Raw genomic sequence first — 24,101 nt, forward strand, 5'->3', positions numbered from 1 at the left:
TACAGGGGAGGATATTTCAATGAATTCCAATTACGCTTTGCATGAGGTGCTGGAGGTTCATGAAATGGCTGCGTTCAAGACCGTTTGCATGACCAAATCCAGAACCATGCAAGCTCTGGTAACCAACCCGGAGCTCAAGCAAATTTTGCAGCAAGACGTGCAATTATCACAGCAGCAGCTTCAGGAGCTCGGTGGAGTGCTGTCTAAAGTGACCCTAACCTAAAGGAGATAGAAACATGAACACCCTAATAGAACACTTGACAGGGCTTCATACGCTAACCGACGACGTGATCGCAATGGATTTTTTGATGAACGCCAAGAGCGGAGTCAGAAACTATGCCATGGCCGTAACCGAATGTGCTACCCCCGAAATCAAGCAAATTTTGATGAAACAGCTCGACGAAGCTATAGACTCGCATGAAAAGATAACAAACTACATGATGCAGATGGGTTTATACCATCCCCACCATATTCCGGAGCAAATTCAGCTCGATCTGAAAAATATTCAGACCGCTATGAACATTCCGTCCTGACACCGTATTCGTTCCGACAAAAGCTCAAAACCACCATGCATTTGATTCTATAGCCGATATCACTCATCAGTTTCACCACCGGTCTCAAGTTCACTGTAAATCAACTTATACACAAATCAAAAGGGAGCACCGAAATTATTCCCCTCGGGCTCCCTCTAGATGCAATCCATCAAAGTCAAAAGAAACGTTCATTAGCGTGCAAAATTTTAATATCGGGCTTTTTCTACGCTCATCAGCGCAAGATCGGCCACATCAATACATTCTCCTTTTTCATAAAGCTCACTCCTACTATAAAGTAATGTTTTCTCCTGGTTTCTCACGAATTCTCAATATTTCAACTTTGACAGCTTGAGCGATAATAGTGGAGAATGCGGCCTGTGCAACTGATTGAAGTCAGAGCGTAGGCGGGAATAGAGCTTAGGATATCAGATTCCAAAACTGTGGATTATTCGGTATGATCGCACAGTTGGATATCCACATTCACCCTCGAGGTTTACCCTCCCATGTCACGCTGGGTCTATGCCCTCACATTCCTTCGTTCTACCTCTCAAGGGGTGGATGCCGATTCTTGCTCCTTTACGGGGTCGTTGCCCTTATGGAATATTGTTCGTCGGCTTCTCCGGTGCTTCCGTTGTCATAGTTGTTCACTTGTGAATAATGCGAGATTCCAGGTATTTGCTTTCTTGCTCTAAGCAGCCTCTTGCTGTATCTGGTAGCTCCTAACGGGACCCATAACGTCAATTGCGTTGTACTCTCTTTGCTTTGTCCCCAGCGTGTGCAGAACTCGAATGAGTTTGCCACACAAGGCGATGAGGGACTGCTTTTTCTTGAGTGGATTTTGGCTTCGCGTTGTATAGTGCTTGTGAAGCGACTTAAAAGCCTCATTCTTAGCCACCATTGGCATCACCGCGCGGTACAAGAGCGCTCGCAGGCGTGATCGTCCTCGCTTGCTAATTCCCGTCTTGCCCTTGCGTTTACCCGAGCTGTTCTCTTTGAGGTTTAGCCCGGCGAGTCGAATAATTTGTTGACCGTGATCGTAGTTGTTTAGATCCCCAACCTCAGCTAGAAATCCAGCCACGGTAATCGCTCCAACTCCCGGTACGGTCAGCATTTGTATTACTCCAGGAATGTTCTCCAGGATCCGCATGACTTGCCCCATAATGGATTCCAGTTGATCGTTAAACAGGTCGAACTGCCCGAGCAGCGTATGAAGTTCCATTCGAGCCGCGACGGCGCCTTCTACCAGTCCGATAGACGCAACAGCGACAGCGTATAGCTTTTCTGCACGCTTGATCCCCACGCCACGCTTCACGTCCGTCTTCCAGTGAGCCAGGACGTCTCTGGCCCCCTTGGCGACGATGTCTGCCGGCAACGGAAATGCCCTCATCGTCATGAGCGAAGCTTTGCCGTCCCAATCCTTAAAGACACCGATGTACTCCGGAAAAAACCTGTCAAACCAGTTGCCGATGCGACCTTTCACTTGCGTCAAGCTGGCCGACACCTTCTCCCGCAGGTTCATCAGGATTCGTAAATCTGCGTATTCTTTTGTAGGCAATTTCGGCTCCGAGTACTTCCCGTTCCGAATGAGATCCGCAATGACTTTGGCATCTTTATAGTCGCTTTTCGTCTGCGAGTTGTCCTCAAGTTCTTTCGTCTTGCTGACATGATGCGGATTGACGACAACGACCTGAATGCCTTGTTCCTGCAGAAATGCTGCGAGCGGGAACCAATAGTGTCCGGTTGGCTCAATTCCAAACACAATATCAGTCTTGCCATGTGTTTGTCCGAGCTCCTTCATCCACGTCGCCAGTTTTGTCAACCCTCCCTGATCGTTGTGGAACACGCAATCCTTGCCCAGTTCAATTCCACGAAAATCTACTGCACGCGCTACATGAATCTTCTTGGCAATGTCCGCACCGACAACCAGCGTCGAATCGGTAATTCGTGTAATCCGTTGATTCTGTTTCTGTTTTAGCTTATGCTTCATAGTAGGTGCCTCTTTTCGTATGTGGGTTTTGTTCTTTTGGTCGAGAACAACGATTCCCAGTATACAAGAGGCGCTTTTTTCGTTCAAAGCTCAAATTACTTCATTACAGGAATGGCTCCTTAATCCGTGGAATTCTCTCTTTTCGTTGTCTGTTTATGAAAGGAATAAAGAAAGACTGCTCAAAGAACAGTCTCATCTTTTCCATATATTCTCTCGCAATCTTTCTCCGTAATTTCCTTTACCATCTTCCACTTGCCTTTACATCTATCATAATCCGTCCGCACTTTATCCATAACGCTAATCCGCGTTCCGTCCGGCGCATCCTTAGGCGCGTCCTCCAACCTAGTATACCAGTTCGGCTCCAGCTTGAATATTGCCGTTTCTCTCCACCAAGTCCAAACCCTCTGCCATCGTTCATATGTGTGTACGTCCATGATTAGATGAACCTCCTCTTTGGCTAGTCATTAGCATTAATAATAATCCTCAACGTAGAAACGGCTTGTTTCCGTCCAAATGTGCCCGGGCTCCACGACAACCATGCCCTTACTTTCATCGGGAAGGCTGACATTAGGGGCATTGACCAAATTGATTTGGGGTTCGGGGCAGAAGAATCCGCCTGCTGCCTTATTGTTCCATATCATCCACTGCTTATATCGGGTCCCCACATCATAGATCAAGCGTACCTTCTCAAGCGTGTCAATTAGCTCGACAAAGTTTTTTCCTTTTTGCGGCAAGGCCGTATAGTGATTGTCCATCGGCCTCCAAAAGGGAGAGACGGAACCGTGCTTCATCGACAGCTCCCCCTCTTCCAGCGGTTGCTTACGACCGGTTGGCAGCATCCGCTCGTCCAACTCCCACCTCTCACCGATGGTAATTTTACAAAGACAATCCTCGATAGTGGAATTCGGTGAAAAGGGCGCATTGAGGGCAGTATGAAATGCCAGCATACAAGGCATAGGCTCATCCCCGCAGTTCTCAATCTCCACCTTCTGGGAGAGTCCATGGACCGAAAGCGTATATTTTATTCTGAATTTGAAGGTATGCGGGAAATAAGTAAACACCTCATGCGTTTCATTCACATCTTGATGCAAAACAATAAAGCATTCTTTTTCATTTTCACCGTATTCTAGTACATCCCAAGCCCTATTATAAAAGAATCCGTGGATATGATTGCCCGTCTTTTCTTCATTAATAGGGAAAAAATAGTTCCTGCCGTTAAAAGAAAACCTGCCGTCCTCGAAACGGTTAGGTGGGAACAGTACAGGAATACCGTGATTTCTCGGCATTGCCTTAAACGCTTCCATGTCTTCTAAGGACGGCTCCCGCAAAAACTTGTAATCGTTACGTCGATCGCGGAAAGCAATGAGATTGGCTCCAATTCCAGGCAGTACGGCAGCTTGGTACCGGTCAGTTTCCAACCAAAATGCCTTTTCGTCATTAAATAAACCTGAATATGCTACCGCCATCCTAACACTCCTTTTGTCAATAGAAGATGCTAACTTTATCCGGTGAACAAGTTTGCCGCGCTGCCGCTTAACCGCTTTATGGAGTCCGAGGATTGTCCTTCAACAACGAGTACAAAGGCCCTGTCCTATCCACCGGATTAATCAGTGTTTCCATACTACCTGTGTTACATCTATTTCTGCTTGGCCTTTTCGATCGCGTCAAGCTCTTCCTGGAAATCCTTACGGTACTTGTCAATTACCGGCTTCACTGCATCCTGCCATGGTTTGAGATCCTTCACTTCCGTCACCGTTACGCCGGCGTCCCTTATCTTCGCTTCGGCATCCTTTTCAAACTTATCAAATAATTCTCTTTCCGTCTTTACTGAATCCAGTGCCGCCTGTTTTACGATTTTACGATCAGACTCAGGCAGCTTATCCCATGTCATTTTACTAATTAACAGCACTTCAGGAACGCGTTGATGTTGATCCATAATAAGATTCTTCGCTTGCTGCTGGTGATTCGAAGTCACGAGGTTCGAAAAGCTATTTTCCGCTGCATCCACAACACCGGTCTGCAAAGCACTGAATACTTCTCCCAGCGGCATAGGTGTTGCATTGGCTCCCAACGCGTTCATCAAATCCACATTCACTTTATTTTGAATAACGCGAGCCTTCTGCCCCTTTAAATCGGCTATGCTCGTCAGCGGCTTGCGGGAATAGAAGTTACGTGCGCCCGCATTGTAATAAGCCAAGCCTTTCATTCTCGATGACTCCAGACTGTCCAGTATCTTTGTACCGGCAGCGCTTTCAAGAAAACGCCATTGGTGCTCCTCTGATTCAAAAATATACGGCAAGCTGAAGACTTCAAACTTTTTGCTAAAACCGCCCAATGCCCCCGATCCGGTTCGGACAAAATCAATTGCTCCTAGCTGAGCCTGTTCGATTGTTGCCTTTTCTTCACCCAATTGGGAGTTAGGGAATACTTCGACTTTAATCCGTCCATTCGTACGCTCATTGATCAGCTCCGCGAACTTTTTATCTGCAGCTACTATCGGATGATCCGAAGCAAGCGTATCCGCCAAGCGAAACGTAAACTTCGGTCCGTTCCCCTTGTTTCCCTTGAGCCGCAGTAACTTGCGATCCGGACGCTTCTTTATTAGAGGCGCATCCTGTTAAAGCTAATCCAGTAATAAGAATGCTTGCCAGAATCGTGTTAGTAATACGTGTCCCTTTTTTCAAATGAACCACTCCTTATTCGAATTTTGTAATTTCGTATCCGTTTTAACAGCTTACTTAGCAAACAAATTCGGAAGCCACATGACAAGACCCGGAACATAAGTAAGAACCATCAAGATAACGCACATGGCATAAAAGAAAGGCATCATGGCTTTCGTGCCTTGATCAATCGTAATATTGCCTAAGGAGCAGCCGACAAAAATGACCGTACCTACCGGAGGCGTCAGTAGTCCGATGCCGGTGTTCAGCATCATAATAATGCCAAAATGAACGGGATCCATCCCGAGCGATGTAACTACAGGAAGGAGGATCGGCGTCATAATCAAAATCAAAGGAGCCATATCCATTGGTGCGCCGAGAAGAAGTAATAGTACGTTAATAATTAGTAAAATAATAATGGGGTTATCCGAGATGCCCAGCATCCAATCCGTCATCATTCCCGGGACTTGAAGATAAGCGAGTACCCAACCGAACGATGCGGATGCAGCTATAAGAAACAGGACCATCGCTACAGTACGGAACGTTCTTTGCAAAATCAGCCAAATTCGTGAAAGCGGGATATCTCTGTACACAAAGAATGTTAATATAAAGGCGTACAGGCAAGCGATCGCTCCAGATTCGGTAGCTGTGAACCATCCCGTAAAAATCCCGCCAAGAATAATGACGGCAGCCATCATGGAGAGCACTCCGTCCCTGATGATCCCAGGAATCTCTTTTCTAAGTACAGGCTCGCCTTTCTGGTATCCACGCTTCACCGCTATGACATAGCTTGTTATCATTAGAGTGACACACAGCAGAATCCCCGGTACAATCCCAGCTAAAAACAAACTGGAGATCGAAATCCCTCCACCCGCGGCAAGGGAATACAGCACCAGATTGTGGCTGGGCGGAACGACAACCCCCTGGATAGATGAGGACACAGTAACTCCAACCGCATAGTCGGTGTCGTAGCCTTTTTTCTTCATCATAGGAATCATCACGGAGCCAATCGAAGACACATCCGCTACGGCTGAGCCGGAGATGTTGCCGAAGAACATGCAAGCTACGCTATTCACCATGGCCAACCCGCCGCGAACGCTGCCAACGAGGAGCTGTGCCAGATTTACCATGCGAAGCGCCATTTTTCCCTGACCCATAATCTGTCCGGCAAGAATAAAGAATGGGATGGTAAGCAGGGTGAAGGAATTCATACCTTGGACCATCGTTTGACCGATCGCGGCAAGCGGTATTTTCAAATACAACAATGTAATAATTGATGAGCCTGCAAGTGTTAATGAAATCGGAAACCGCAGCAAAACAAGCAGTACAAAGCTGACGCATAAAATAATAATTGCTGTCGTTGTATCCATATTAGTGGACCCTTCCCCTTCCCCTTCATCCAGGCCTTGATGCCGTTTGGTTTCTATGCCCAGAAATTGAAGAAGCGAGTAAACGCTCGTCATCAACCCGGTAACCGGCATAATCACGTACGTAATGCTGTTCGGTAGCCCTGTTGCTGCGAGCTCTGACTCATTCATCATTTTGGTGAAATCCCAACCGTAATAAATCAAGTAAAGCCCAAACAAAAAGATACTTGCATAAATCACTTTATCCAGCACCCGATTGAACGGCGAAGGAAACAGGTTGGTAAACGAATCCATTCCCATGTGCAGCTTTTCCCTGAATCCGATGGCAATCCCCATAAACGAAAACCAAATCAGCAATAATAAGGTAATTTCCTCCGACCAAAAAAACACAAAGTTAAACAATTTCCTGGTTATAACCTGAACGGTGACGATGATAATCATAGAGAGTAAGGCAAGTAAGGAAAAGGCTTCCAAAGCACTATCGATAGCAAGCAATACCCGGGCTAATCTTTTCATGCTGTCCACTCCTTAGGTTGATCATTTTGATTGCTTTAAGCCAAAGCATATATAGATTGCGCTTACATTTTTAAAAAAGAAGAAACAATTTAAGTAATAGCCCTGGTGGAATTCCCTACTTTCAATAATGGAAGCACAGACGTAAGTTTTGTATGTGTTTCTTCTCCATTGATCATTTTCATTAGCGTCTTGGCTATCGTCTCCCCCATCTCATACAGCGGCAGTTCCATAGTAGTTAACCGTGGATTCACCAATCGGGATATTGGAATACCGTCAAAGCCGATTACGGATATATCCTTTGGTACCTCAAGACCCATTTCCGTACACGATTGAATAATTTTGGCGGCTGTCATGTCATTGTAAGCCAGGATTGCGGTTGCATTTTGTTTTAGCAGCATCTCTGTATTTTCGTAGATTGTATCGTTTTGATGATTTACATGAACAATTAAGCTTTCGTCTAAGGGCACTCCGTTATCGGAAAGTGCTTTTTTATAACCAATCAACCTTTTCACACTGCTGTCCGCATGGAACGGTCCGACTATGATGCCGATATTTCTATGCCCCAAATCAAGCAAATATTTGGCTGCTGTATATTCACCTGTTTCTGCATCCACTAAAATACTATAAACCTTTTCCATTTCCGCGATTTCACGATTTAACAATACCACTGGACGCTTGCTCGGAATGAGTTTACGTAAGTTAACTTCGTCAAGCCGGGGACTGCACAAAATGATGCCGTCAACATTATAATTATGAGCTAATTGAATGCAGGAAACCTCTCGGGATATATCCTCATCGGTGGAAAATAAAAGGAGATTGATGCTTGTCGCCCGAACGGTCCGTTCAATCCCGCGTACAATTTCGGAAAAAAAAGGATTCGTGATATCAGGAATCAGTAGTGCTATAGTGTTTGTTTTTCGGGTTACCATACTGCGCGCCTGCATACTAGGCTGAAAATCAAGTTCTTCTATAATGCGGAGAACCCGTTTTCTTGTGGCCTCGTTTACGTCCCCTTTATTATTTAGTACTCTCGAAATCGTTTGGCGGGAAACCCCCGCTTTTTCAGCTACATCGTTTATAGTGATCTTGCGATCCATTTGTATATCACCCCTAGTGAGATGTGAACGTTCACGGTTAATTTATAATTAAAATATCACCTTTTTATTATTGATGTCAAACATTTATTAATAAAAATGCGGGATATAAGCGTTTTCAAAAAAGAGGTTGACATTTTATTTGTCCTTGTCATATATTATTTCCGTGAACGTTCACGGTGAATTTCACATTGCATAAACTAACCTAATCATACTAACTGGAGGAATGACAAATGGCATTGGAAGTACTCTCAACTGAATTTCAAAGACGCGTGGAACGGACGAGATCAAAGATGAAAGCAGCAGGATTAGATGCTCTTTTTATTTATAGCGACGAGTATCATCCTGGTTACTCGATGTACTATACAAATCATAGAACCATCAACTGTATCGAAGAATCCGCACACGCTCTATTTATTCCAGTGGAAGGTGAGATTCATGCTTTCATGGGGAATTTAAACCGCTTTGCAGCCAAACGCTTCTCCTGGGTAAAGAGTGCACACAATATTTATGAAATGAGAACGGAATTACCGAAGCTTGTGGAAGCGCTGGGTTATCCTGTTAAAAAGATCGGTGTCGTCGGGGAAGAATTATTTCCGATTTCACTGTATCGGGAAATGGAAAAAGGCTTTGAGGGAATCACCCTTGTGGAATCATCCGACATCGTCATCAAAGAACGATTATACAAAAGCAAAAATGAATTGGACCTTATCCGGGCAGCCGGTAAATTAGCGGACGATAGTATACTGGCTGCTTTGGAGCAGACTGAAGTCGGCAAAACAGAGATCGAGCTTTCTGCTATTGGTGAATATATTACGCGCTCACGGGGCGGTGACATTGGCTCGGCCTACCTTGTTGTTTCCGGTCAGCATACGGATCTTCCTACCTGGCGACCCATGGAGCGCAAGATTGAACGTGGTGATTACGTTTGGTTTGACTTCAACCCTTCCGTACTTGGCTATTGTGCCGATACCGGGATGACTATCGCTATGGACGGGGCCAGCCAGGAGCAAATCAGAATCATGGATTATGCCTATGAGACCAATCAGCGGATGGTCAATTTTATTAAACCCGGCATGAAGGGCAGTGAGCTCTTTAAAGAAACGTTGAGACTTACCGAGGAAGCTAATTTATCCAAATACTTCATTCCTTATACAAAAGGCATGCGTGCCATCGGCCACGGTGTAGGATTAGAGGTTGTGGAATATCCTGATTTAGGCCCATCCAGTGAATTTATGTTTGAGCCGGGCATGGTATTTGGAATTAAGTTTGATTTGCATGGATTCCCTTTCGGAGGAGTTCGGGTAGAGCCAACCGTCATTATTACGGAAAATGGTGCAGAACCCGTAAACGATCTCATAGGTCTTCGTAAAAGCTATGAAAAGGGCCGTAGCTAGGATAGTTGGAAATGAACCTTTGCCGGGCATCATACCGGGATTAAATGCTGCAACCGGTTTCAAAGCAGTCAGCCAGAATTGCTGAACTTGCGCAGCGAGGCGTTTTAACCGTTTGGACAACGGAGAAGAAATCTACTTCATCAGCACGCCTTCGGCTGGTCTCTGGACCGCACAGGACAAATTAAATCAGTAATGTTAAAAGAGCATTTCCCCCGGGGAGTGCTCTTTTGATACAATAAATGCTGCATCGCAGTATAAAAAGCCCACAACCTGAAAATAAGGAGTGGGTATTTGAGAAATCCAAGCGTTGCCTGCCAGAGGAAGACTCCATTCAGACGTTTAACTTATAAGACAATCTTTTAAAAGCTTTATAGGGCAGTTTGACAATAAACCATACTAATTTCAAAAGCAGCACAACCGGTGTAAACAAAAATGAAAGTTCCATACACAGAATATAGGCCATCATATGTTTCACCATCCAAAATAAAGAAATTTTAATACTCTTCCATTCAGATGAAAATTACACTTTTATCTTTTTTGATAATATTTATCGACTAGATTGACTCTTATTAGTAATTCGACATCGTCCAGTAATTCTTCAGTAGGCCGATCCGCAGCAATCGTATGATTCTCATCAAATAATATCGCTCTGCTTGAAATTTCTTTCACCAATTCAATATTATGAGTGGATGTAATAATGGTTTTCCCGGCTTTATTCAATTGCACAAGGAATTCAACAAGCCATCTCTGTGTCCTAGGATCAAGACCATTCATCGGCTCATCTAACACAAGAACATCCGGATTCAAAGAAAGAACACAAGCCAGTGCAACCTTTCTTTTCTCCCCGCCGCTTAAATGATAAGGGGATCTGTGTTTAAAGCTCTGTATGCCTAACAGGTCAAGACAGTCATTGACTCTTGTTTCAACTTCACTTTCACTCATCCCCATTTGTCTTGGTTCAAATGCAATCTCATCGAAAATGTCCGCACAGAATAGCTGGGTTTCTGAGTTTTGAAATACAAAGCCTATTTTTTGATGGAACAGCTTTGAGAATTTAGCATCTTGAAGCTTTTTATGCGTTATCTCTTCATTGTCAAATTTGTAAACCCCACGATCAGGTGAAATAATGCCATTCAATAATTTTAACAGGGTGGATTTACCGCTTCCATTGGGGCCCATTAATACGATAGCTTCTCCCCTTGAAATCGATAAACTAATATTATTAAGGGCGCTTGCGTTTGCGTATGAATAGGACACTTCGTTAATCTCAATCATATTAAACCCTTCCTAAATACACGAATATAAGTAATATGCCGATGTTCACGATAATAAATATAAAGTCAGCCCATGTAAACTTTAATTTATTATAAATTTGATAATCCCCTGTGAACCCTCTGCAACGCATCGCCGAATGCATTTCCTCGGACATTTCTTTGGATTTAAGAAACATCGTGCCTGCAATTCCAGAAAGCGAAGCATATTTATTTGTATTTCTTCCAACAGATCTCAGCTTTAGGGAATACAGCATATTTATCGCGATATCACCGAGCAGCACGATATATTTTAATGTGATGTCTAAAGCAAAAATAAAAATATCCGGTACATAAAATCTCTTTAAAGCACTTGTTATAGAATTCCACCTTGTGGAGTGAGAAAGTATATTCACGGCCATGACAGAAGCAAAAACCTTAGTGGGTATCATAATACTGCTGTATGTGTTCCCCATAAATGCAGATGGTAAGAGGATAATAAATGAAAAAATCGCCATAAGAACACTTACTTTAAGTATTTTTAAAATTTCTTTAGCCTGCATCATGCTTAGAATAAGAAACAAGTACACATTCATAATAACTACAAATGTGAAGCTCCTCGAAAGCGAGAGCAGTATTAAAAGCATGAATGTACATGCAACTTTACAGAAGGCATTGACATGAAATTTATCTTGATTATACCCGCTTTGATTTCTAATCCTCGAAAGAACGCTCAGAAAGGCATGAATAGTTTTGTTTGTAAAAGTATCCGTATCTGATTGAGGAACATAATTCTCACTTTTTAACAGCCACTCCGGCATGATTTCTCATTCCCTCTATTTTTTCAATTCACGTCCACGTAGCAGAATAGATCGGCTAAGGATTCAACCAGGAATAGATAGTATCATACAGACGAAGCCATACTCCTGGAGAATCCCCAATTACGCCGACGACCCGAATGCTGTTCAAAGGGGATTAACCTGCGATATTCCCATCCCTATTTTTCTTCATGCTCCCAATTATTTTAAACAAAATAGTAAAAATAGCAACCCCAGCTACGGCTGATAATATATATCCTGCAAAATCAGGCAATCCCTTTACGGCATAATCTGGCATCATAGCTTCAAAGCTGAATCCATTCTTCATTCCATCCGGCACAAAACCTAAAGCATTACCATTAGATACAACATCTTGAATTTCATCTGCTCCCCATTCCCCCCATGCAGTTCCGGTGGCTAGGAGGCCTAACGGGGTTAGACATATTAATGCTACGATTAAGCCGTAGATGGCATTGATTTTTTGCTTCGTTCCTTCATAGATTGTTCCTGGCGATACCTTTTTGATAAATGAATAAATAACAACTGTAAATACGGCTTCTACTACACCGGCAACTAAGACATGCGGAATAGTCATTGCCGGTATGGATACGGAAAGCGGATATGGGCTGTATAACGGTTGGCCTGCTGCATCGGTAAAGAGTAGAGGCTGGATGCCAAATTCTATACTTGCAACAAATGCGGCGATGTTAATGCCTATGTATGAGCCTAAAATGATACCGACATACTCGCCTTTCTCAGATCTAACTCTGTCTTTAATAAATTTGTAGATAAAATATCCGAGGAAAGGCAAAATAAACGCCATATTAAAGGCATTTGCTCCAAAGGCCAGTATACCGCCATCTCCAAAAAGCACAGCTTGTATGAGTAAAGCTACTGATACTGAAATGCATGCCGAGAAGGGGCCCAGAAGTATTGCAATCAAAGTTCCTCCCACTGCATGCCCGGTTGTGCCGCCTGGAAGAGGTACATTGAACATCATCATGAGAAAAGAAAATGCAGCTCCGATCCCAAGTAACGGCATTTTCTCCATGGTTATTTCTTGTTTCACTTTCTTTACCGCAACGGACCATATTGGAACCATAGCAGCTCCCAGAACCGCACAAGTCGATGGGCTCAAGTAATTATCCGGTATGTGCATTTTTAAATATCCCTCCAATGGTTAAAGTAACGCACTCTTAAACAATCCTCTATTTTAACGAATTTTGGAGATATCATCTATAATAATTCCCCCTCCTATAAAATTGAAGTCGCCGGAAACTTGCAGAGCACGAATTAACTAAATCGTAACACCCATTAAAAAAGTTGTAAATATTTTATTTTTCATCTAATCATACTTTTTGCTTAAAAAAACCTTGAGCTGCAAACCTGCTTTCCTGTTTCAGCCTGCTTCTGTTTGCTTCAACTCCCCTATACTTTTTAAATATCCCAATTCAGGGATACACATAAATCTATTTTTCCAAGCATTGACATATAACCAAGTCTCGTATATGATTTACTCGTGTTCAATTTAACCGTAATTATTACGATTTATTTTATTTGTAAGTAATTCAACATTTTAATTAAATCGAGGTTACGAAGATGAAAAGGGAAATCGAATTTGTAAAATTCAATCCCACACAAAATATGACCATTCTTGTGAGAACCAGCCATCCGTTGGAAGAACAGCCATTCATCGCAGCAAGAATGATGTCCTACGATCATGTACACGCCGAGCAGGTGGGATTTATTGAAAGACCGCGCAGACTGCAATCCGCTGCGCATCTTCAAATGGCCGGAGGCGAATTTTGTGGTAATGCTTGCATGTCTCTTGCAGCCTACCTCGCCTCAGAAAGAGGGATGATACCAAACGAAACGACTGAATTCGTACTGGAAACGTCAGGGATTGATCATTTTATTGTATGCCAAGTCAAAAAAGTTAAAGAAGGCTATCTTTGTCAAATAACCATGCCTGTCCCCCAAAAAATTGAACAAAAAATTGTCGATTATGAAGGCGAAGAATTGAAATTTGTTGTCGTAAAGTATCCTGGTTTCTTTCATCTAGTGGTTGAAGTCGAAGATATCAGTACGGCGATGAAAAAGAAGGCCCAAGGATTAGCTAAGCTTCTCGGAGCTACATTGGAAGCGAACATAATTGGCATTTTGCTGTTCAAATCCGACTCGAATGAATTGGCTCCATTGATCTATGTTCCCCCATTGGAGAGCATGGTCTGGGAAAGAGGCTGCGGCTCGGGCACAGCCTCCTTGGGAGCCTATCTTGCTTGGAAAAATAATGGAGATATCTCCGTTGCGATCGCCCAGCCGGGCGGAACGATTCACGTTACGGCCACCTTCGGGGACAATATGGTGACACATCTTAGTATTGAAGGCTCCGTTGGCATTGTCGCCGATGGCAGGGCTTTTATTGAATTAGAGTCTGAATGGGGGAAATGAATTGGATTTAGAACAGTTCCATAAATATTTAGTTGATTATCGAGATAAATTTGTGATATTGACTGATCAGTACGACGGGACAATGAAACATGGTTCGGAACTAGAGAAGGTAATCGACGCATACTCTGCTTTCATTCTGGACGAGGGTTTCCAGGAGGCTTGGACTCATCTGGAGGAATATGCATCTGACCCTATTCTCCAATTAGCAGAGGAGTTAAGGAAATCATCTGCACTTTGTGTCTCCATCATGGAAAAATATCGGGCACTGAGGCTGCTGAATGAGGAGATGGATCGAAGTGAATATTTTCGCAATATTGAAACATGCATCGAGCAGGAGTTTGGAAGCTTTCAAGTCACTGCCGATTCCAAAGTTATTTTAGTCGGTTCCGGCTCATTCCCTATGACACCATTGTACATTGCAAAGCAAACAGGTGCAGAAGTGATTGGAATTGATATTGATATGGAGGCAATCGAACTAGGCAAAAAGGTGATAGAAAGCTTAGGAAACGGATTAAATATCCGACTGGAAGGGATACCGGCAGAGCAGCTTGAAGCTGTAAAGGGAGCCACGCACATTATCTTTAGCTCCACTGTCTCTGTAAAGTACGATTTGTTGGACCGGTTGCATCCGTTAACAAACAGGCATGTTGTTGTGGCGATGAGATACGGCAACCATTTAAAATCCTTGTTTAATTACCCTATGGAACAGGTTGACGAAACAAAGTGGCGGCTGGTTGAAACGGTTCTGCGCCCCGATCAAGTATTCGATATTGCATTGTATCAAAAAGCTTGATGGTATGGTTACTCAGATAAGGAGGTTTACATGCTCGATTTTCAACGCATTTTGATTGCCGGAACAGGCCCCGCTTCCATTCAGATGGCGGTAATGCTCAAAAATCGTATGAATTGCCGAATAGGAATCGTCGGAAGACCCTCAGGGAGATCCATTCCTTTCTTTAGTGCACTTAAACAAAATGACCGGCAGATTCAAGTGTACATTCAAAATGAAAAGCATCACCCATTTCAGGGCGAATGCCGCCTGGATCAAACTTTTCATGGATATGATACTGTTTCAGGAGAATGGGATACTGTTATTTTAGCGGTTACAGCGGATGCCTACATAGCAGCACTTAGTCAGTTGAAAGATGAAGTTTTGCAACATATCAGATGCGTGGTGCTGCTCTCTCCTACATTCGGTTCCAGCACTATCATTCATCATTTTATGAATGATAGGCAGATCCATGCAGAAATAATCAGCTTTTCAACCTACTTGGGCGATACGCGCTGGGAGAACGGTCCATCTAATCGTGTTATTACGACAGGAGTGAAAAAGAAGGTTTTTATTGGCTCGGCGCTTCCCACATCCCCTAATGTCGAAGTCCTACGTGAAATCTATATGCAGTCGGGCATCCTTCTGGAAGTCATGAATTCACCGCTCGAAGCTGAAACCCGGAATATATCCTTGTATGTGCATCCGGCATTGTTTATGAATGACTTTTCATTAAACGTCATATTTGGTGAAGCTACTACCCAAAAGTATGTGTACAAACTGTTTCCCGAAGGTCCGATTACGCAACACTTAATCCAGAACATGCTTGCCGCTTGGAAGGAAATCTCGGCGATTACGGAGAAGCTGGGTTTGAATAGTGTGAATCTGCTGAAATTTATGACCCATGACAACTATCCTGTAAGGCCGGAAAGCTTGTCAAGCCGCGATATTGATTGCTTCGTTCAATTGGAGGCGGTTCATCAGGAATATCTACTTTATGTCCGATATGCTTCCTTATTAATCGATCCTTTCTCGGAGCCCGATCAGAATGGTAAGTACTTTGACTTTTCTGCTGTTCCCATCCGGCCAATCTTTATCAATAAGGAAGGTTGCTGGGACATTCCTCGAATGCCAAAAGAAGATTATTATCGGATTAAAATCATTCAAGGAATTGCCAGACATCTTGATTTAGATTGTCCGACGATCGACCAATTCATCGCAACCTACGAGCGCTACCTCAAGGTAGCTGCACTAAAGCTTACTGGCGAGTGTTTATCCGAGGCTTTCACCATTCAAAGCTTTGCAGAAGATATAGAGCGAATATGCAAGGAAATCAGAATAATCTAGGCTTAAAAATAAGAACATTATTTCCCTGGAGGATCCTATATGAGACAAAGATTCGTTAATCTGCTATCTGTATTAATGCTTACCACTCTACTGCTTGCAGGGTGCGGCGAAAATAAACCGGAAAGCGCGAAAGAAGCGGTTACTAACCCGGGAACACCAAGTAAAAACACGGAACTCATTTATGCAACATCCAAAGATATCAATGATATGAATCCTCATCTATATGTTGGTTCTACATCAGCACAAGGAATGGTATTTGAGTCATTAGTGGAAAACACGAAAGACGGAATTAAGCCATCGCTTGCCGAATCGTGGGAAATCTCCTCGGATGGTAAAATATATACTTTTCATCTAAGAAAAGGCGTAACTTTTCATGATGGTGCACCATTTAATGCAGAAGCGGTCAAACAAAACATCAATGCAGTCCAAGGTAATCTTAGTAAGCATTCCTGGATTAAACTGTCGACTAAAATCGTCAGCGTGAATGTAGTTGATGAATATAGCGTTCAAATTATCCTGTCCGAAGCCTATTACCCGACTTTACTGGAATTGGCCATGACGAGACCCTATGCATTTTTGTCTCCCAAGGATTTCAATAACGGGGGAACCAAAGATGGTGTAAGTGGATATCACGGAACCGGTCCCTATAAACTGACGGAGCATAAAACGGACCAATTTGCCGTGTTCGAATCCAACGAAAACTATTGGGGTGGAGCACCCAAGGTAAAAAAGATTACGGCGAAGGTACTCACCTCCGGTGAAACAACGTTCTTAGCGCTGCAAAAAGGTGAAGTTAATTTTATTTTCACGGATGATCGAGGCGCTGACAGTATCGATGTGCAAGCCATGAAGCAATTAGCGGATAAAGGCAATTACCAAATTGTCCGAAGCGAGCCGATGAATACAATGATGATCGTTGCCAATAGCAGCAAATCGAGCAGCCCTATCCACGAAACGGCTGTACGGGAAGCGATCTGGTACTCGATTGACCGGGATACGATCAGCAAGCAAATTTTTAATAGCACGGTGACGCCTGCCAATGCCCTATTTTCCTCTAATGTTAACTACGCCGATGTCGAGTTGACAAAACGGGGATATGACCTGGAAACGGCGAAAAGGGTTCTGGAAAAAGCAGGCTGGAATTTAGAAAAGGGCAGCGAGTTCAGAACAAAAGCCGGCAGTAAGCTAACCGTAAAGCTATTCTACGATGCCAGTTCGCCCTCGCAAAAGACGCAGGCCGAATTTATTCAAAGCACATTGAAGACGATTGGAATCGGACTGGAGCTGGCAGGCGAAGAATCGACGTCGATTGCCAAAAGAAGATCGACGGGAGATTACGATCTGCTATTTAACCAAACCTGGGGGCTCGCTTATGATCCGCAAAGCACGATAGCCGCCTTCACAGCCGAATCTTCTTATTTTTACACAACTAAAGGCATCGCGAATGCTGCGGAGCTTTATAAAAAAATTGATGCTGTCACGGTGTCCACAGATGAAAAAACACGGAAGTCACTGTATGCAGATATTTTGAAAACGGTTCATGATGAAGCGGTTTTTATTCCAATTACAAATGGTACCGTCACTATTGTGGCGCCAAAAAATCTGAAAGGCATCTCATTTAAACAAACACAATATGAGCTTCCGTTTGAGCAAATGTACTTTGAATAGTAAAAGGGGATCACTCCCCTTTTATTTATTTGGAAATGAGAGGTTGTTGCCATGGGCCGTTATATTCTCAATCGTATATTGATATCGATTCCTTTACTTGTGGCTATTTCATTTATTACATTTATCTTAAATAACTTGTCTCCCCTTGATCCGGCCGAAGTCGTCTTGCATGCACAAGGCGTGCCTAATATCACGGAGGCACTCATTGCCGAGACAAAAGCAGCGCTTGGGATGGATCGGCCATTGTTCGTGCGCTATCTGAATTGGCTCATTTCCTGCTTGCACTTCGATTTTGGAAACTCATACGTAATGGGAAAACCGGTATGGTCCCTCCTGGCTCCGGCCTTCCTCAATACATTAAAGTTGACGCTCCTGTCTGTTGCAGCCATTATCGTGTTATCGACTGCGCTCGGTATTGTATGTGCATTAAAAGAAGGGAAGGCAGCGGATAAATCTGTACGGGGCATCGCCTTTTTCCTCACCTCTATGCCTCCCTACTGGCTTGCAGCGCTTATGGTTTGGTACTTTTCCGTAAAGCTGGACTTGCTTCCGACAAGCGGTATGGACAACTATCAAAGCTACATATTACCGGTTACCGTGATCACGGTCAGTTATGCTGGAATCTACTTCAGAATCATCAGAAGTTCCATGTTAAGCAATTTGAATGAGGACTATGTTCTATACGGCAGAGCATCCGGTTTACCGGAACGCAAAATTACGATGCATATCTTGCGAAACTCCCTGCAGGTAGCTATTTCCGTATTCGGCATGGCGACTCCTATTATTTTAGGAAGCACCGTTGTCGTGGAGAACCTCTTTGCCTGGCCCGGATTGGGAACGCTCAGCATAAAATCGATCTTAAGCCGGGATTTCCCGATGATCCAAGCCTATGTCCTGGTACTTGCTGCTGCCTTTGTTTTGTTTAATACGGTTTCCGACATTATAAATGCCGCCTTGAATCCCAGATTAAGGAGGGAGCTATAAATGAAGCTGCTAGGACAACTGTACAGAGACAGGTTGGCCGCCCTAAGTCTATTTTTCATCGCGTCTATCCTAATAGTAGGTATACTGGCTCCCTTATTTGCGCCGCATGATCCAGAAGAAGTTCATATGGAGCTTCGTTATGCGGCCTCTTCTTCGGAATACTGGTTAGGAAACGATCAGTTAGGCCGATGCATTCTTTCCCGTATTATTTACGGCATCCGTCCAAGCGTCCTTTGGGTTTTGGCCGCGTTAACCTTATCCGTGGGAATCGGGACAGTGATCGGTTTTATTTCAGGTTATTTTAAAGGAAAAACAGATGCTGTCCTGATGAGAATTTGCGATATCATGCTTTCCTTTCCGGGCTACGTTATGACCTTGGCCGTGATCGGCATATTGGGCGTTGGTCTTGAACATATTTTGCTCGCATTTGCCTTAATAAAGTGGGCTTGGTTCGCCCGCATCATTAGAACATCTGTTATGCAATATGCGGACGCAGATTATGTTAAGTTTTCAAAAACGCTCGGTGTTCGCAGCATCACTATTATGCTCAAGCATCTTATACCTGTATCGCTTCCGGACATCGCTGTCATTTCAAGCAGTTCCTTCGGCTCCATGATTTTGCAAATCTCAGGCTTCTCCTTCCTCGGGTTGGGCATTCAAGCGCCAAAGGCAGAATGGGGCATGATGCTGAATGAAGCAAGAGCCGTCATGTTCTCAAAACCGGAACTGATGCTGGCACCCGGTATTGCGATCGTCCTCGTCGTATCGGCCATCAATTTTTTAGCCGACGCGCTCCAAATTGCTCTAGATCCGAAACTGATGACCTCCCGGCAAAAGCAAGAACAGAGCTCTGCCTGGACTGTGAAGCTTCAAGGGAAAGAGGTGGCCTGATCATCATGAACGTCCTTACTGTTTCTAATTTAAAAGTATGGGATAACCGCACCGGTAAAGTAATGATTCCCAATAGTTCATTTCAAGTTAAGCAAGGAAGCTGTTTGGCTATTGTTGGTGAAAGCGGAAGCGGAAAGTCGCTGACCTGCAGATCGATTATGCGATTACATAATGAAGGTGTCCGCCAATCCGGTGACATTGTGCTTAGCCAGGTAAACCTGACGAAGCTTTCAGAAAAAGAGATGCGTAAAAAAAGAGGAAAGCAGCTCTGCATGATTGTACAAAATGGCATGCGTGCCTTCGATCCTTCTTGTGCAGTCGGGGCCCACTTAAAAGAAACACTTTCCTGGCACTTCGGCTGGAGCCGGGATGAGATCACGGCCCGCATGAAGAAGGCCATGGATAGTGTGATGTTAAAAGATCCTATCGCCATCATGAACAGTTTTCCATACCAATTATCCGGCGGCATGCTTCAGAGGGTAATGATTGCATTGGCCCTCGTTCTGGAGCCTGATATCGTAATTGCCGATGAACCTACGACGGCACTCGATACGATTTCACAGTTCGAGGTCGTGGAGCAATTTATTCAATTACGGGCACAAACAGGCTGTTCGATGATCTTTGTTTCTCATGATCTGGGTATTGTTAAACGAATCGCGGATGACGTGCTGGTTATGAAAGACGGAAATATCGTGGAGCACGGGAGAACGCACGACATCTTCTCCGCAGCCCGGCATGAATATACCCGTTATCTGGTGTCTTCAAAGCTGAAGCTGAACCAACATTTCAATAAGATCATGGGAGGTGATAGTCTTGTTCACCATTGAGCGTGTTGGCAAGTCTTACCGCAAGGGTGGGCTATTTTCTAGGGAACGACAGCAGATACTCTCTAATATCAGTTTCGATTGGCAGCAAGGCGAGTGCCTCGGCATTATTGGGGAGAGCGGCAGCGGCAAATCGACTTTGGGACGATTGCTGCTTGGAATTGAGAAACCGGATCACGGCAGCATCTTATGGGAAGGAAAGCGAATTGATAATCGTACTACACGATTAGGAAATCTAAGTGCAGTATTTCAAGATTATACCTCCTCCATCAATCCATTTTATACGGTTGAGCAAGCTCTGTTGGAGCCTCTAAATCTGCAAAAAAAGAACCGACATGAACATCATAGTAAAATAGACCGACTATTGGCTCAAGTCGGTTTGGACTCCTCCTACCGCCAAAAGTACCCTCATGAGTTATCCGGAGGAGAAGCGCAGCGGGTGTGCATTGCAAGAGCCGTAGCGACGGAGCCGCGATGCTTGTTACTGGATGAAGCGATCAGTTCCCTGGATGGATCCGTTCAGCTCCAGATTCTTGAATTACTGAAAGATTTGAGAACGATGTACAACATGGGTTATATCTTCATCACTCACGATATTCAGGCTGCGGCTTATCTTTGTGAGAGGGTCATAATTATAAGAAGTGGACAAATCGAAGAAATTATTCGTATTGAACACCTGAAGGATGTACAGTCACCCTACTCCAAGAAGCTGCTGCAGATGATTATTACTTAACCAACCTTTGTAGTAAAAAAAGTTAAAGATAACGGAGGAAGGAGCAAAGATATTGAAAGGAGCATTGTCTTTACCGTTTCTAAGGTTATATGGTTTGACGCTTTTATATTTTAGCGCCAATGCTATCTTGAATGTTATCATTCCTTTAAAGGGCGCATCCCTTGGGGCTACTAATACAACGATTGGTATCATCATGGGAGCCTATTTGTTTACAACAATGCTCTTTCGTCCGTGGGCAGGCCTTCTAATTCAAAGGTATGGACCTATTCCCATCCTGCGAGCGCTTCTAGCTGTTAACGGACTGGCACTTCTGATCTATACATTTACAGGGCTGGAAGGCTACTTTGTCGCCCGTATTCTGCAGGGTGTGTGCACCGCCTTTTTCTCCATGGCCTTACAGCTCGGTATTATTGACGCTTTACCAGATAAGGACCGATCACAGGGCATTTCGATGTACTCTCTTTGCGCTTCCATACCGGGGATCATAGGCCCCCTGCTTGCTTTGGGGATGTGGCAGTCAGGTGATATGTCCCTGTTTACTGCGGTGATGATCACGATCGCTGTTCTTACGGGTCTTGTTGGCTACAGTGCAAAAATGGACGAAAGTACAAGTAAACCTGCTAATGACCGAGTCAATCAGGGTGCAGCGATGCTGCAATCTTTTGGCCAGCTGATAAAGAACCCGCATTTGTTTAAATGCAGCATGCTGATGCTGACAGCATCCCTTGTATTCGGAGCGGTAACTACCTTTATCCCCCTCTATGCGCCACAAATTCAATACAGCAATGCAGCGGTTTACCTCATGCTTCAAGCAGGCACTGTAGTCATAGCACGTTTTGTCCTAAGAAAGAGAATTCCTTCGGATGGAAAGTGGCATTCTCCTTTTGTCATGATGTTAATGATTCTTCTCGTTATATCAGCCCAATCTGTAAGCTTTTCAATGACGGGCGGAGCCGTTTTTTTCTATGCCGGCGCGGTTCTGATGGGTATCACGCAAGCACTTCTCTATCCAACGCTAACCACCTATTTGACTTTTGTTCTGCCGCAGGAAAGTCGAAATGTGCTGGTTGGTTTGTTTATTGCCATGGCAGACTTGGGGGTGTCCCTTGGCGGTATCATCATGGGGCCGATTGCGGATCTTTCCTCTTATTCGTTCATGTATACCATTTGTGCTCTCTTAGGTGCGCTAATGCTCTTTGCTGCTTATGGTAGACGCTAAATTAGATAGGATCGAAAGAATATATTAAACAAATAGCCGGCCTTTGAAGTCGGTTGTTTGCTTTGTTCAAGGCCACTTTCAATGAAAAATAATCGCTAATGCTGAATACGAGCCATTAGCGATTGCCTGTTTGAATTTATTCAATATACTTCAACTAATTACTTAACAGCATCAACATTTTGAATTTTATTTTTAAAGGAAGAAATAATTTCAATCAGCACTACCAAAATTAAGGAAATACCAAAAAGCGGCATAATACAACCTAATATTGCCATGAAAATGATGAACCCAATGGATAGTTTGCTTGATAAATTCGGCGGAGCAGACAGAAAATTTTTCCTTTTACGAATTAGCCAAGTTCTAAAACCCCAAAAAATAACGAGTAAGAATAAAAGACATACAGTCAGATTTAATACTTTATTGAGCCAACCGAATAAATGACCTTCATGCAAAGGAATTCCCCACGTATACAATTTCCCTAGAATTCCATAATCCTCGAAACCAACTTTTGAAGTCAATTTACCGCTGTAGGGATCGAAATAAGTTGTTACTTCATCATATGGGCTAACATCTAGACCTGTCACTCCTGAATTACTTCCTTTAGAAACAATAAATACACTATGTTCATCTTTAGGGTAAATGATGGAGTATGGTTTCGTAATATTGGCCTGCTTAACTTCACTCATCAACTGCATGAGGGTAATCATCCCATTTTGCTCGGACATATTATCCATATGAGCCATTCCGTTATGTTCGGCATGAGTTTCTCCGCTTGATACAGGTAGTTCATTTTTGCGAGTAGCCCAAGGAATTTCATTCATTTCCGAAGTAGGCGGATTTTGCTTTAATAATGGAATTCCGATGGAAGGATGCTTTTGGGCTGTAGAGTAAATAATATCGCCCATGAAGGCTGACCAAGGCAACCCGGTAAAAATAAGGATGATCAATGGAATGGTAACGATTGTACCTGTTAGCGCGTGCCAACGAAGATTTTTTTGCCGTTTGGTTGGATTTGGCTCCTTCTTCAACGCCCTTCCTTTGAATGTCATGTAAATTCCGGAAAGCAGCAGGAAAATCGCCCAGCATGCAGCCAATTCTACAAGGTAATTGACAACGGTTCCCCCAACAAAAAGTGAACTATGAACCTCTCTCATTACATTGGAAAACGTATATTTGGGATTCTGACTCCCGACGATTTGATAATTGGAGTCTAAAAATACATATTTCTGATCGCCGGATGTATTCGTCATTGTTAAACGCATATTATACGGATCATCCAAAACAATAACTTTTGAAACGGAATAATCTTGAAAGGTCTGCTTCGCTTTCTCAATGCCTTGATCTATCGTTAATTGTTCTGTTTGGTTGCTCTTGTTAAAAAATTCATTTTTGTATAAAGTATTTTCTACATTTGTATAAAACAAATACCCGATACCGCTTAAAGTTAATGTAATAAGAAGCGGTGTAATAAATAATGCAGCATAAAAATGCCATCGCCAAAAACGGTTGTAATAATTCTTTTCCATCATTTAATTCCTCTCATTTTTCTTTCTACCCTTTATTTATTATAGCGATATGCTTTCTCGTTACAAT

General features: G+C 43.5%; 22 protein-coding genes. 12 read left to right on the top strand and 10 right to left on the bottom strand.

All coding sequences use genetic code 11. The features are described 5' to 3' along the window. Positions 1-19: 19 nt before the first annotated feature. Positions 20-223, top strand: a complete 204-nt coding sequence (locus ACHHV8_RS23495; RefSeq protein WP_395161865.1) for a hypothetical protein — start codon at positions 20-22, stop codon at positions 221-223. A gap of 13 nt (positions 224-236) precedes the next feature. After that, positions 237-533 (top strand): spore coat protein, encoded by a 297-nt coding sequence (locus tag ACHHV8_RS23500; protein ID WP_395161866.1) that lies wholly within the window; start codon positions 237-239, stop codon positions 531-533. Between the two features lie 688 nt (positions 534-1,221). On the opposite strand, the gene ACHHV8_RS23505 is transcribed toward ACHHV8_RS23500, so the two are convergent. From ACHHV8_RS23505 to ACHHV8_RS23530, 6 genes are all read right to left on the bottom strand, one after another. After that, positions 1,222-2,520 (bottom strand): IS110 family RNA-guided transposase, encoded by a 1,299-nt coding sequence (locus tag ACHHV8_RS23505; protein ID WP_395158340.1) that lies wholly within the window; start codon positions 2,518-2,520, stop codon positions 1,222-1,224. A 179-nt stretch (positions 2,521-2,699) separates the two neighbouring features. Continuing rightward, positions 2,700-2,954, bottom strand: a complete 255-nt coding sequence (locus ACHHV8_RS23510; protein WP_395161867.1) for a hypothetical protein — start codon at positions 2,952-2,954, stop codon at positions 2,700-2,702. Positions 2,955-2,990: 36 nt separating this feature from the next. Continuing rightward, positions 2,991-3,986: an aldose 1-epimerase gene (locus ACHHV8_RS23515; protein WP_395161868.1), complete on the bottom strand. Its 996-nt coding sequence runs from the start codon at positions 3,984-3,986 to the stop codon at positions 2,991-2,993. A 170-nt stretch (positions 3,987-4,156) separates the two neighbouring features. Further along, positions 4,157-5,047 carry a TRAP transporter substrate-binding protein gene (locus ACHHV8_RS23520; protein WP_395161869.1) on the bottom strand — a complete coding sequence of 297 codons (891 nt, stop codon included), beginning with the start codon at positions 5,045-5,047 and terminating at the stop codon, positions 4,157-4,159. A gap of 207 nt (positions 5,048-5,254) precedes the next feature. Next, positions 5,255-7,063 carry a TRAP transporter large permease gene (locus tag ACHHV8_RS23525; protein ID WP_395161870.1) on the bottom strand — a complete coding sequence of 603 codons (1,809 nt, stop codon included), beginning with the start codon at positions 7,061-7,063 and terminating at the stop codon, positions 5,255-5,257. 89 nt (positions 7,064-7,152) lie between these two features. After that, the gene (locus ACHHV8_RS23530) at positions 7,153-8,160 is read right to left on the bottom strand and encodes a LacI family DNA-binding transcriptional regulator (RefSeq protein WP_395161871.1); all 1,008 of its coding nucleotides are present in this window, start codon (positions 8,158-8,160) and stop codon (positions 7,153-7,155) included. Between the two features lie 230 nt (positions 8,161-8,390). On the opposite strand from ACHHV8_RS23530, the gene ACHHV8_RS23535 reads away from it, so the two are divergent. Continuing rightward, a complete protein-coding gene (locus tag ACHHV8_RS23535) occupies positions 8,391-9,554 on the top strand; it encodes a M24 family metallopeptidase (protein WP_395161872.1) in 1,164 nt (387 codons plus the stop codon). 528 nt (positions 9,555-10,082) lie between these two features. Here ACHHV8_RS23535 and ACHHV8_RS23540 read toward each other — a convergent pair. The 3 genes from ACHHV8_RS23540 to cbiM form a co-directional block, all read right to left on the bottom strand. Then, positions 10,083-10,829 (bottom strand): energy-coupling factor ABC transporter ATP-binding protein, encoded by a 747-nt coding sequence (locus tag ACHHV8_RS23540; protein ID WP_395161873.1) that lies wholly within the window; start codon positions 10,827-10,829, stop codon positions 10,083-10,085. Between the two features lies 1 nt (position 10,830). Then, the gene (locus tag ACHHV8_RS23545) at positions 10,831-11,625 is read right to left on the bottom strand and encodes an energy-coupling factor transporter transmembrane component T (protein ID WP_395161874.1); all 795 of its coding nucleotides are present in this window, start codon (positions 11,623-11,625) and stop codon (positions 10,831-10,833) included. Positions 11,626-11,779: 154 nt separating this feature from the next. After that, positions 11,780-12,781 (bottom strand): cobalt transporter CbiM, encoded by a 1,002-nt coding sequence (cbiM, locus tag ACHHV8_RS23550; RefSeq protein WP_395161875.1) that lies wholly within the window; start codon positions 12,779-12,781, stop codon positions 11,780-11,782. A gap of 440 nt (positions 12,782-13,221) precedes the next feature. On the opposite strand from cbiM, the gene ACHHV8_RS23555 reads away from it, so the two are divergent. The 9 genes from ACHHV8_RS23555 to cntE are packed head-to-tail and all read left to right on the top strand — an operon-like array spanning position 13,222 to position 22,508. Further along, positions 13,222-14,073 carry a histidine racemase CntK family protein gene (locus ACHHV8_RS23555; RefSeq protein WP_395161876.1) on the top strand — a complete coding sequence of 284 codons (852 nt, stop codon included), beginning with the start codon at positions 13,222-13,224 and terminating at the stop codon, positions 14,071-14,073. 1 nt (position 14,074) lies between these two features. Further along, entirely contained in the window at positions 14,075-14,866 is a 792-nt protein-coding gene (locus ACHHV8_RS23560) for an SAM-dependent methyltransferase (protein ID WP_395161877.1), read from the top strand. A gap of 30 nt (positions 14,867-14,896) precedes the next feature. Next, positions 14,897-16,189, top strand: a complete 1,293-nt coding sequence (locus tag ACHHV8_RS23565) for an opine metallophore biosynthesis dehydrogenase (protein ID WP_395161878.1) — start codon at positions 14,897-14,899, stop codon at positions 16,187-16,189. A 39-nt stretch (positions 16,190-16,228) separates the two neighbouring features. Beyond that, entirely contained in the window at positions 16,229-17,857 is a 1,629-nt protein-coding gene (cntA, locus tag ACHHV8_RS23570) for a staphylopine-dependent metal ABC transporter substrate-binding lipoprotein (RefSeq protein WP_395161879.1), read from the top strand. A 51-nt stretch (positions 17,858-17,908) separates the two neighbouring features. After that, positions 17,909-18,841 carry a nickel/cobalt ABC transporter permease gene (gene opp1B / locus ACHHV8_RS23575; RefSeq protein WP_395161880.1) on the top strand — a complete coding sequence of 311 codons (933 nt, stop codon included), beginning with the start codon at positions 17,909-17,911 and terminating at the stop codon, positions 18,839-18,841. Further along, positions 18,842-19,732, top strand: coding sequence for a staphylopine uptake ABC transporter permease subunit CntC (gene cntC, locus ACHHV8_RS23580; RefSeq protein WP_395161881.1), 891 nt, complete (start codon positions 18,842-18,844; stop codon positions 19,730-19,732). Positions 19,733-19,737: 5 nt separating this feature from the next. Next, the gene (gene cntD / locus ACHHV8_RS23585) at positions 19,738-20,559 is read left to right on the top strand and encodes a staphylopine uptake ABC transporter ATP-binding protein CntD (protein ID WP_395161882.1); all 822 of its coding nucleotides are present in this window, start codon (positions 19,738-19,740) and stop codon (positions 20,557-20,559) included. Continuing rightward, positions 20,546-21,289, top strand: a complete 744-nt coding sequence (locus ACHHV8_RS23590; RefSeq protein WP_395161883.1) for an ABC transporter ATP-binding protein — start codon at positions 20,546-20,548, stop codon at positions 21,287-21,289. The genes cntD and ACHHV8_RS23590 overlap by 14 nt, the downstream gene beginning before the upstream one ends. Before the next feature lie 52 nt (positions 21,290-21,341). Further along, a complete protein-coding gene (cntE, locus tag ACHHV8_RS23595; RefSeq protein WP_395161884.1) occupies positions 21,342-22,508 on the top strand; it encodes a staphylopine family metallophore export MFS transporter CntE in 1,167 nt (388 codons plus the stop codon). 158 nt (positions 22,509-22,666) lie between these two features. Here cntE and ACHHV8_RS23600 read toward each other — a convergent pair whose 3' ends face one another. Next, positions 22,667-24,034 (bottom strand): PepSY-associated TM helix domain-containing protein, encoded by a 1,368-nt coding sequence (locus ACHHV8_RS23600; protein ID WP_395163604.1) that lies wholly within the window; start codon positions 24,032-24,034, stop codon positions 22,667-22,669. Positions 24,035-24,101: the final 67 nt, after the last annotated feature.

It is taken from the genome of Paenibacillus sp. TAB_01 (assembly GCF_043945595.1).
Classification (GTDB): Bacteria; Bacillota; Bacilli; order Paenibacillales; family NBRC-103111; genus Paenibacillus_S.

Bases quoted from the DNA above. Each gene is read 5' to 3' on its own strand.
- ACHHV8_RS23545 (WP_395161874.1), bottom strand. From the start codon at position 11,625: ATGCCGGAGTGGCTGTTAAAAAGTGAGAATTATGTTCCTCAATCAGAT.
- ACHHV8_RS23600 (WP_395163604.1), bottom strand. From the start codon at position 24,034: ATGGAAAAGAATTATTACAACCGTTTTTGGCGATGGCATTTTTATGCT.
- ACHHV8_RS23525 (WP_395161870.1), bottom strand. From the start codon at position 7,063: ATGAAAAGATTAGCCCGGGTATTGCTTGCTATCGATAGTGCTTTGGAA.
- cbiM (WP_395161875.1), bottom strand. From the start codon at position 12,781: ATGCACATACCGGATAATTACTTGAGCCCATCGACTTGTGCGGTTCTG.
- ACHHV8_RS23505 (WP_395158340.1), bottom strand. From the start codon at position 2,520: ATGAAGCATAAGCTAAAACAGAAACAGAATCAACGGATTACACGAATT.
- ACHHV8_RS23540 (WP_395161873.1), bottom strand. From the start codon at position 10,829: ATGATTGAGATTAACGAAGTGTCCTATTCATACGCAAACGCAAGCGCC.
- ACHHV8_RS23535 (WP_395161872.1), top strand. From the start codon at position 8,391: ATGGCATTGGAAGTACTCTCAACTGAATTTCAAAGACGCGTGGAACGG.
- ACHHV8_RS23500 (WP_395161866.1), top strand. From the start codon at position 237: ATGAACACCCTAATAGAACACTTGACAGGGCTTCATACGCTAACCGAC.
- ACHHV8_RS23495 (WP_395161865.1), top strand. From the start codon at position 20: ATGAATTCCAATTACGCTTTGCATGAGGTGCTGGAGGTTCATGAAATG.
- ACHHV8_RS23515 (WP_395161868.1), bottom strand. From the start codon at position 3,986: ATGGCGGTAGCATATTCAGGTTTATTTAATGACGAAAAGGCATTTTGG.
- ACHHV8_RS23555 (WP_395161876.1), top strand. From the start codon at position 13,222: ATGAAAAGGGAAATCGAATTTGTAAAATTCAATCCCACACAAAATATG.
- cntD (WP_395161882.1), top strand. From the start codon at position 19,738: ATGAACGTCCTTACTGTTTCTAATTTAAAAGTATGGGATAACCGCACC.
- ACHHV8_RS23530 (WP_395161871.1), bottom strand. From the start codon at position 8,160: ATGGATCGCAAGATCACTATAAACGATGTAGCTGAAAAAGCGGGGGTT.
- cntC (WP_395161881.1), top strand. From the start codon at position 18,842: ATGAAGCTGCTAGGACAACTGTACAGAGACAGGTTGGCCGCCCTAAGT.
- cntA (WP_395161879.1), top strand. From the start codon at position 16,229: ATGAGACAAAGATTCGTTAATCTGCTATCTGTATTAATGCTTACCACT.
- opp1B (WP_395161880.1), top strand. From the start codon at position 17,909: ATGGGCCGTTATATTCTCAATCGTATATTGATATCGATTCCTTTACTT.
- ACHHV8_RS23510 (WP_395161867.1), bottom strand. From the start codon at position 2,954: ATGGACGTACACACATATGAACGATGGCAGAGGGTTTGGACTTGGTGG.
- ACHHV8_RS23565 (WP_395161878.1), top strand. From the start codon at position 14,897: ATGCTCGATTTTCAACGCATTTTGATTGCCGGAACAGGCCCCGCTTCC.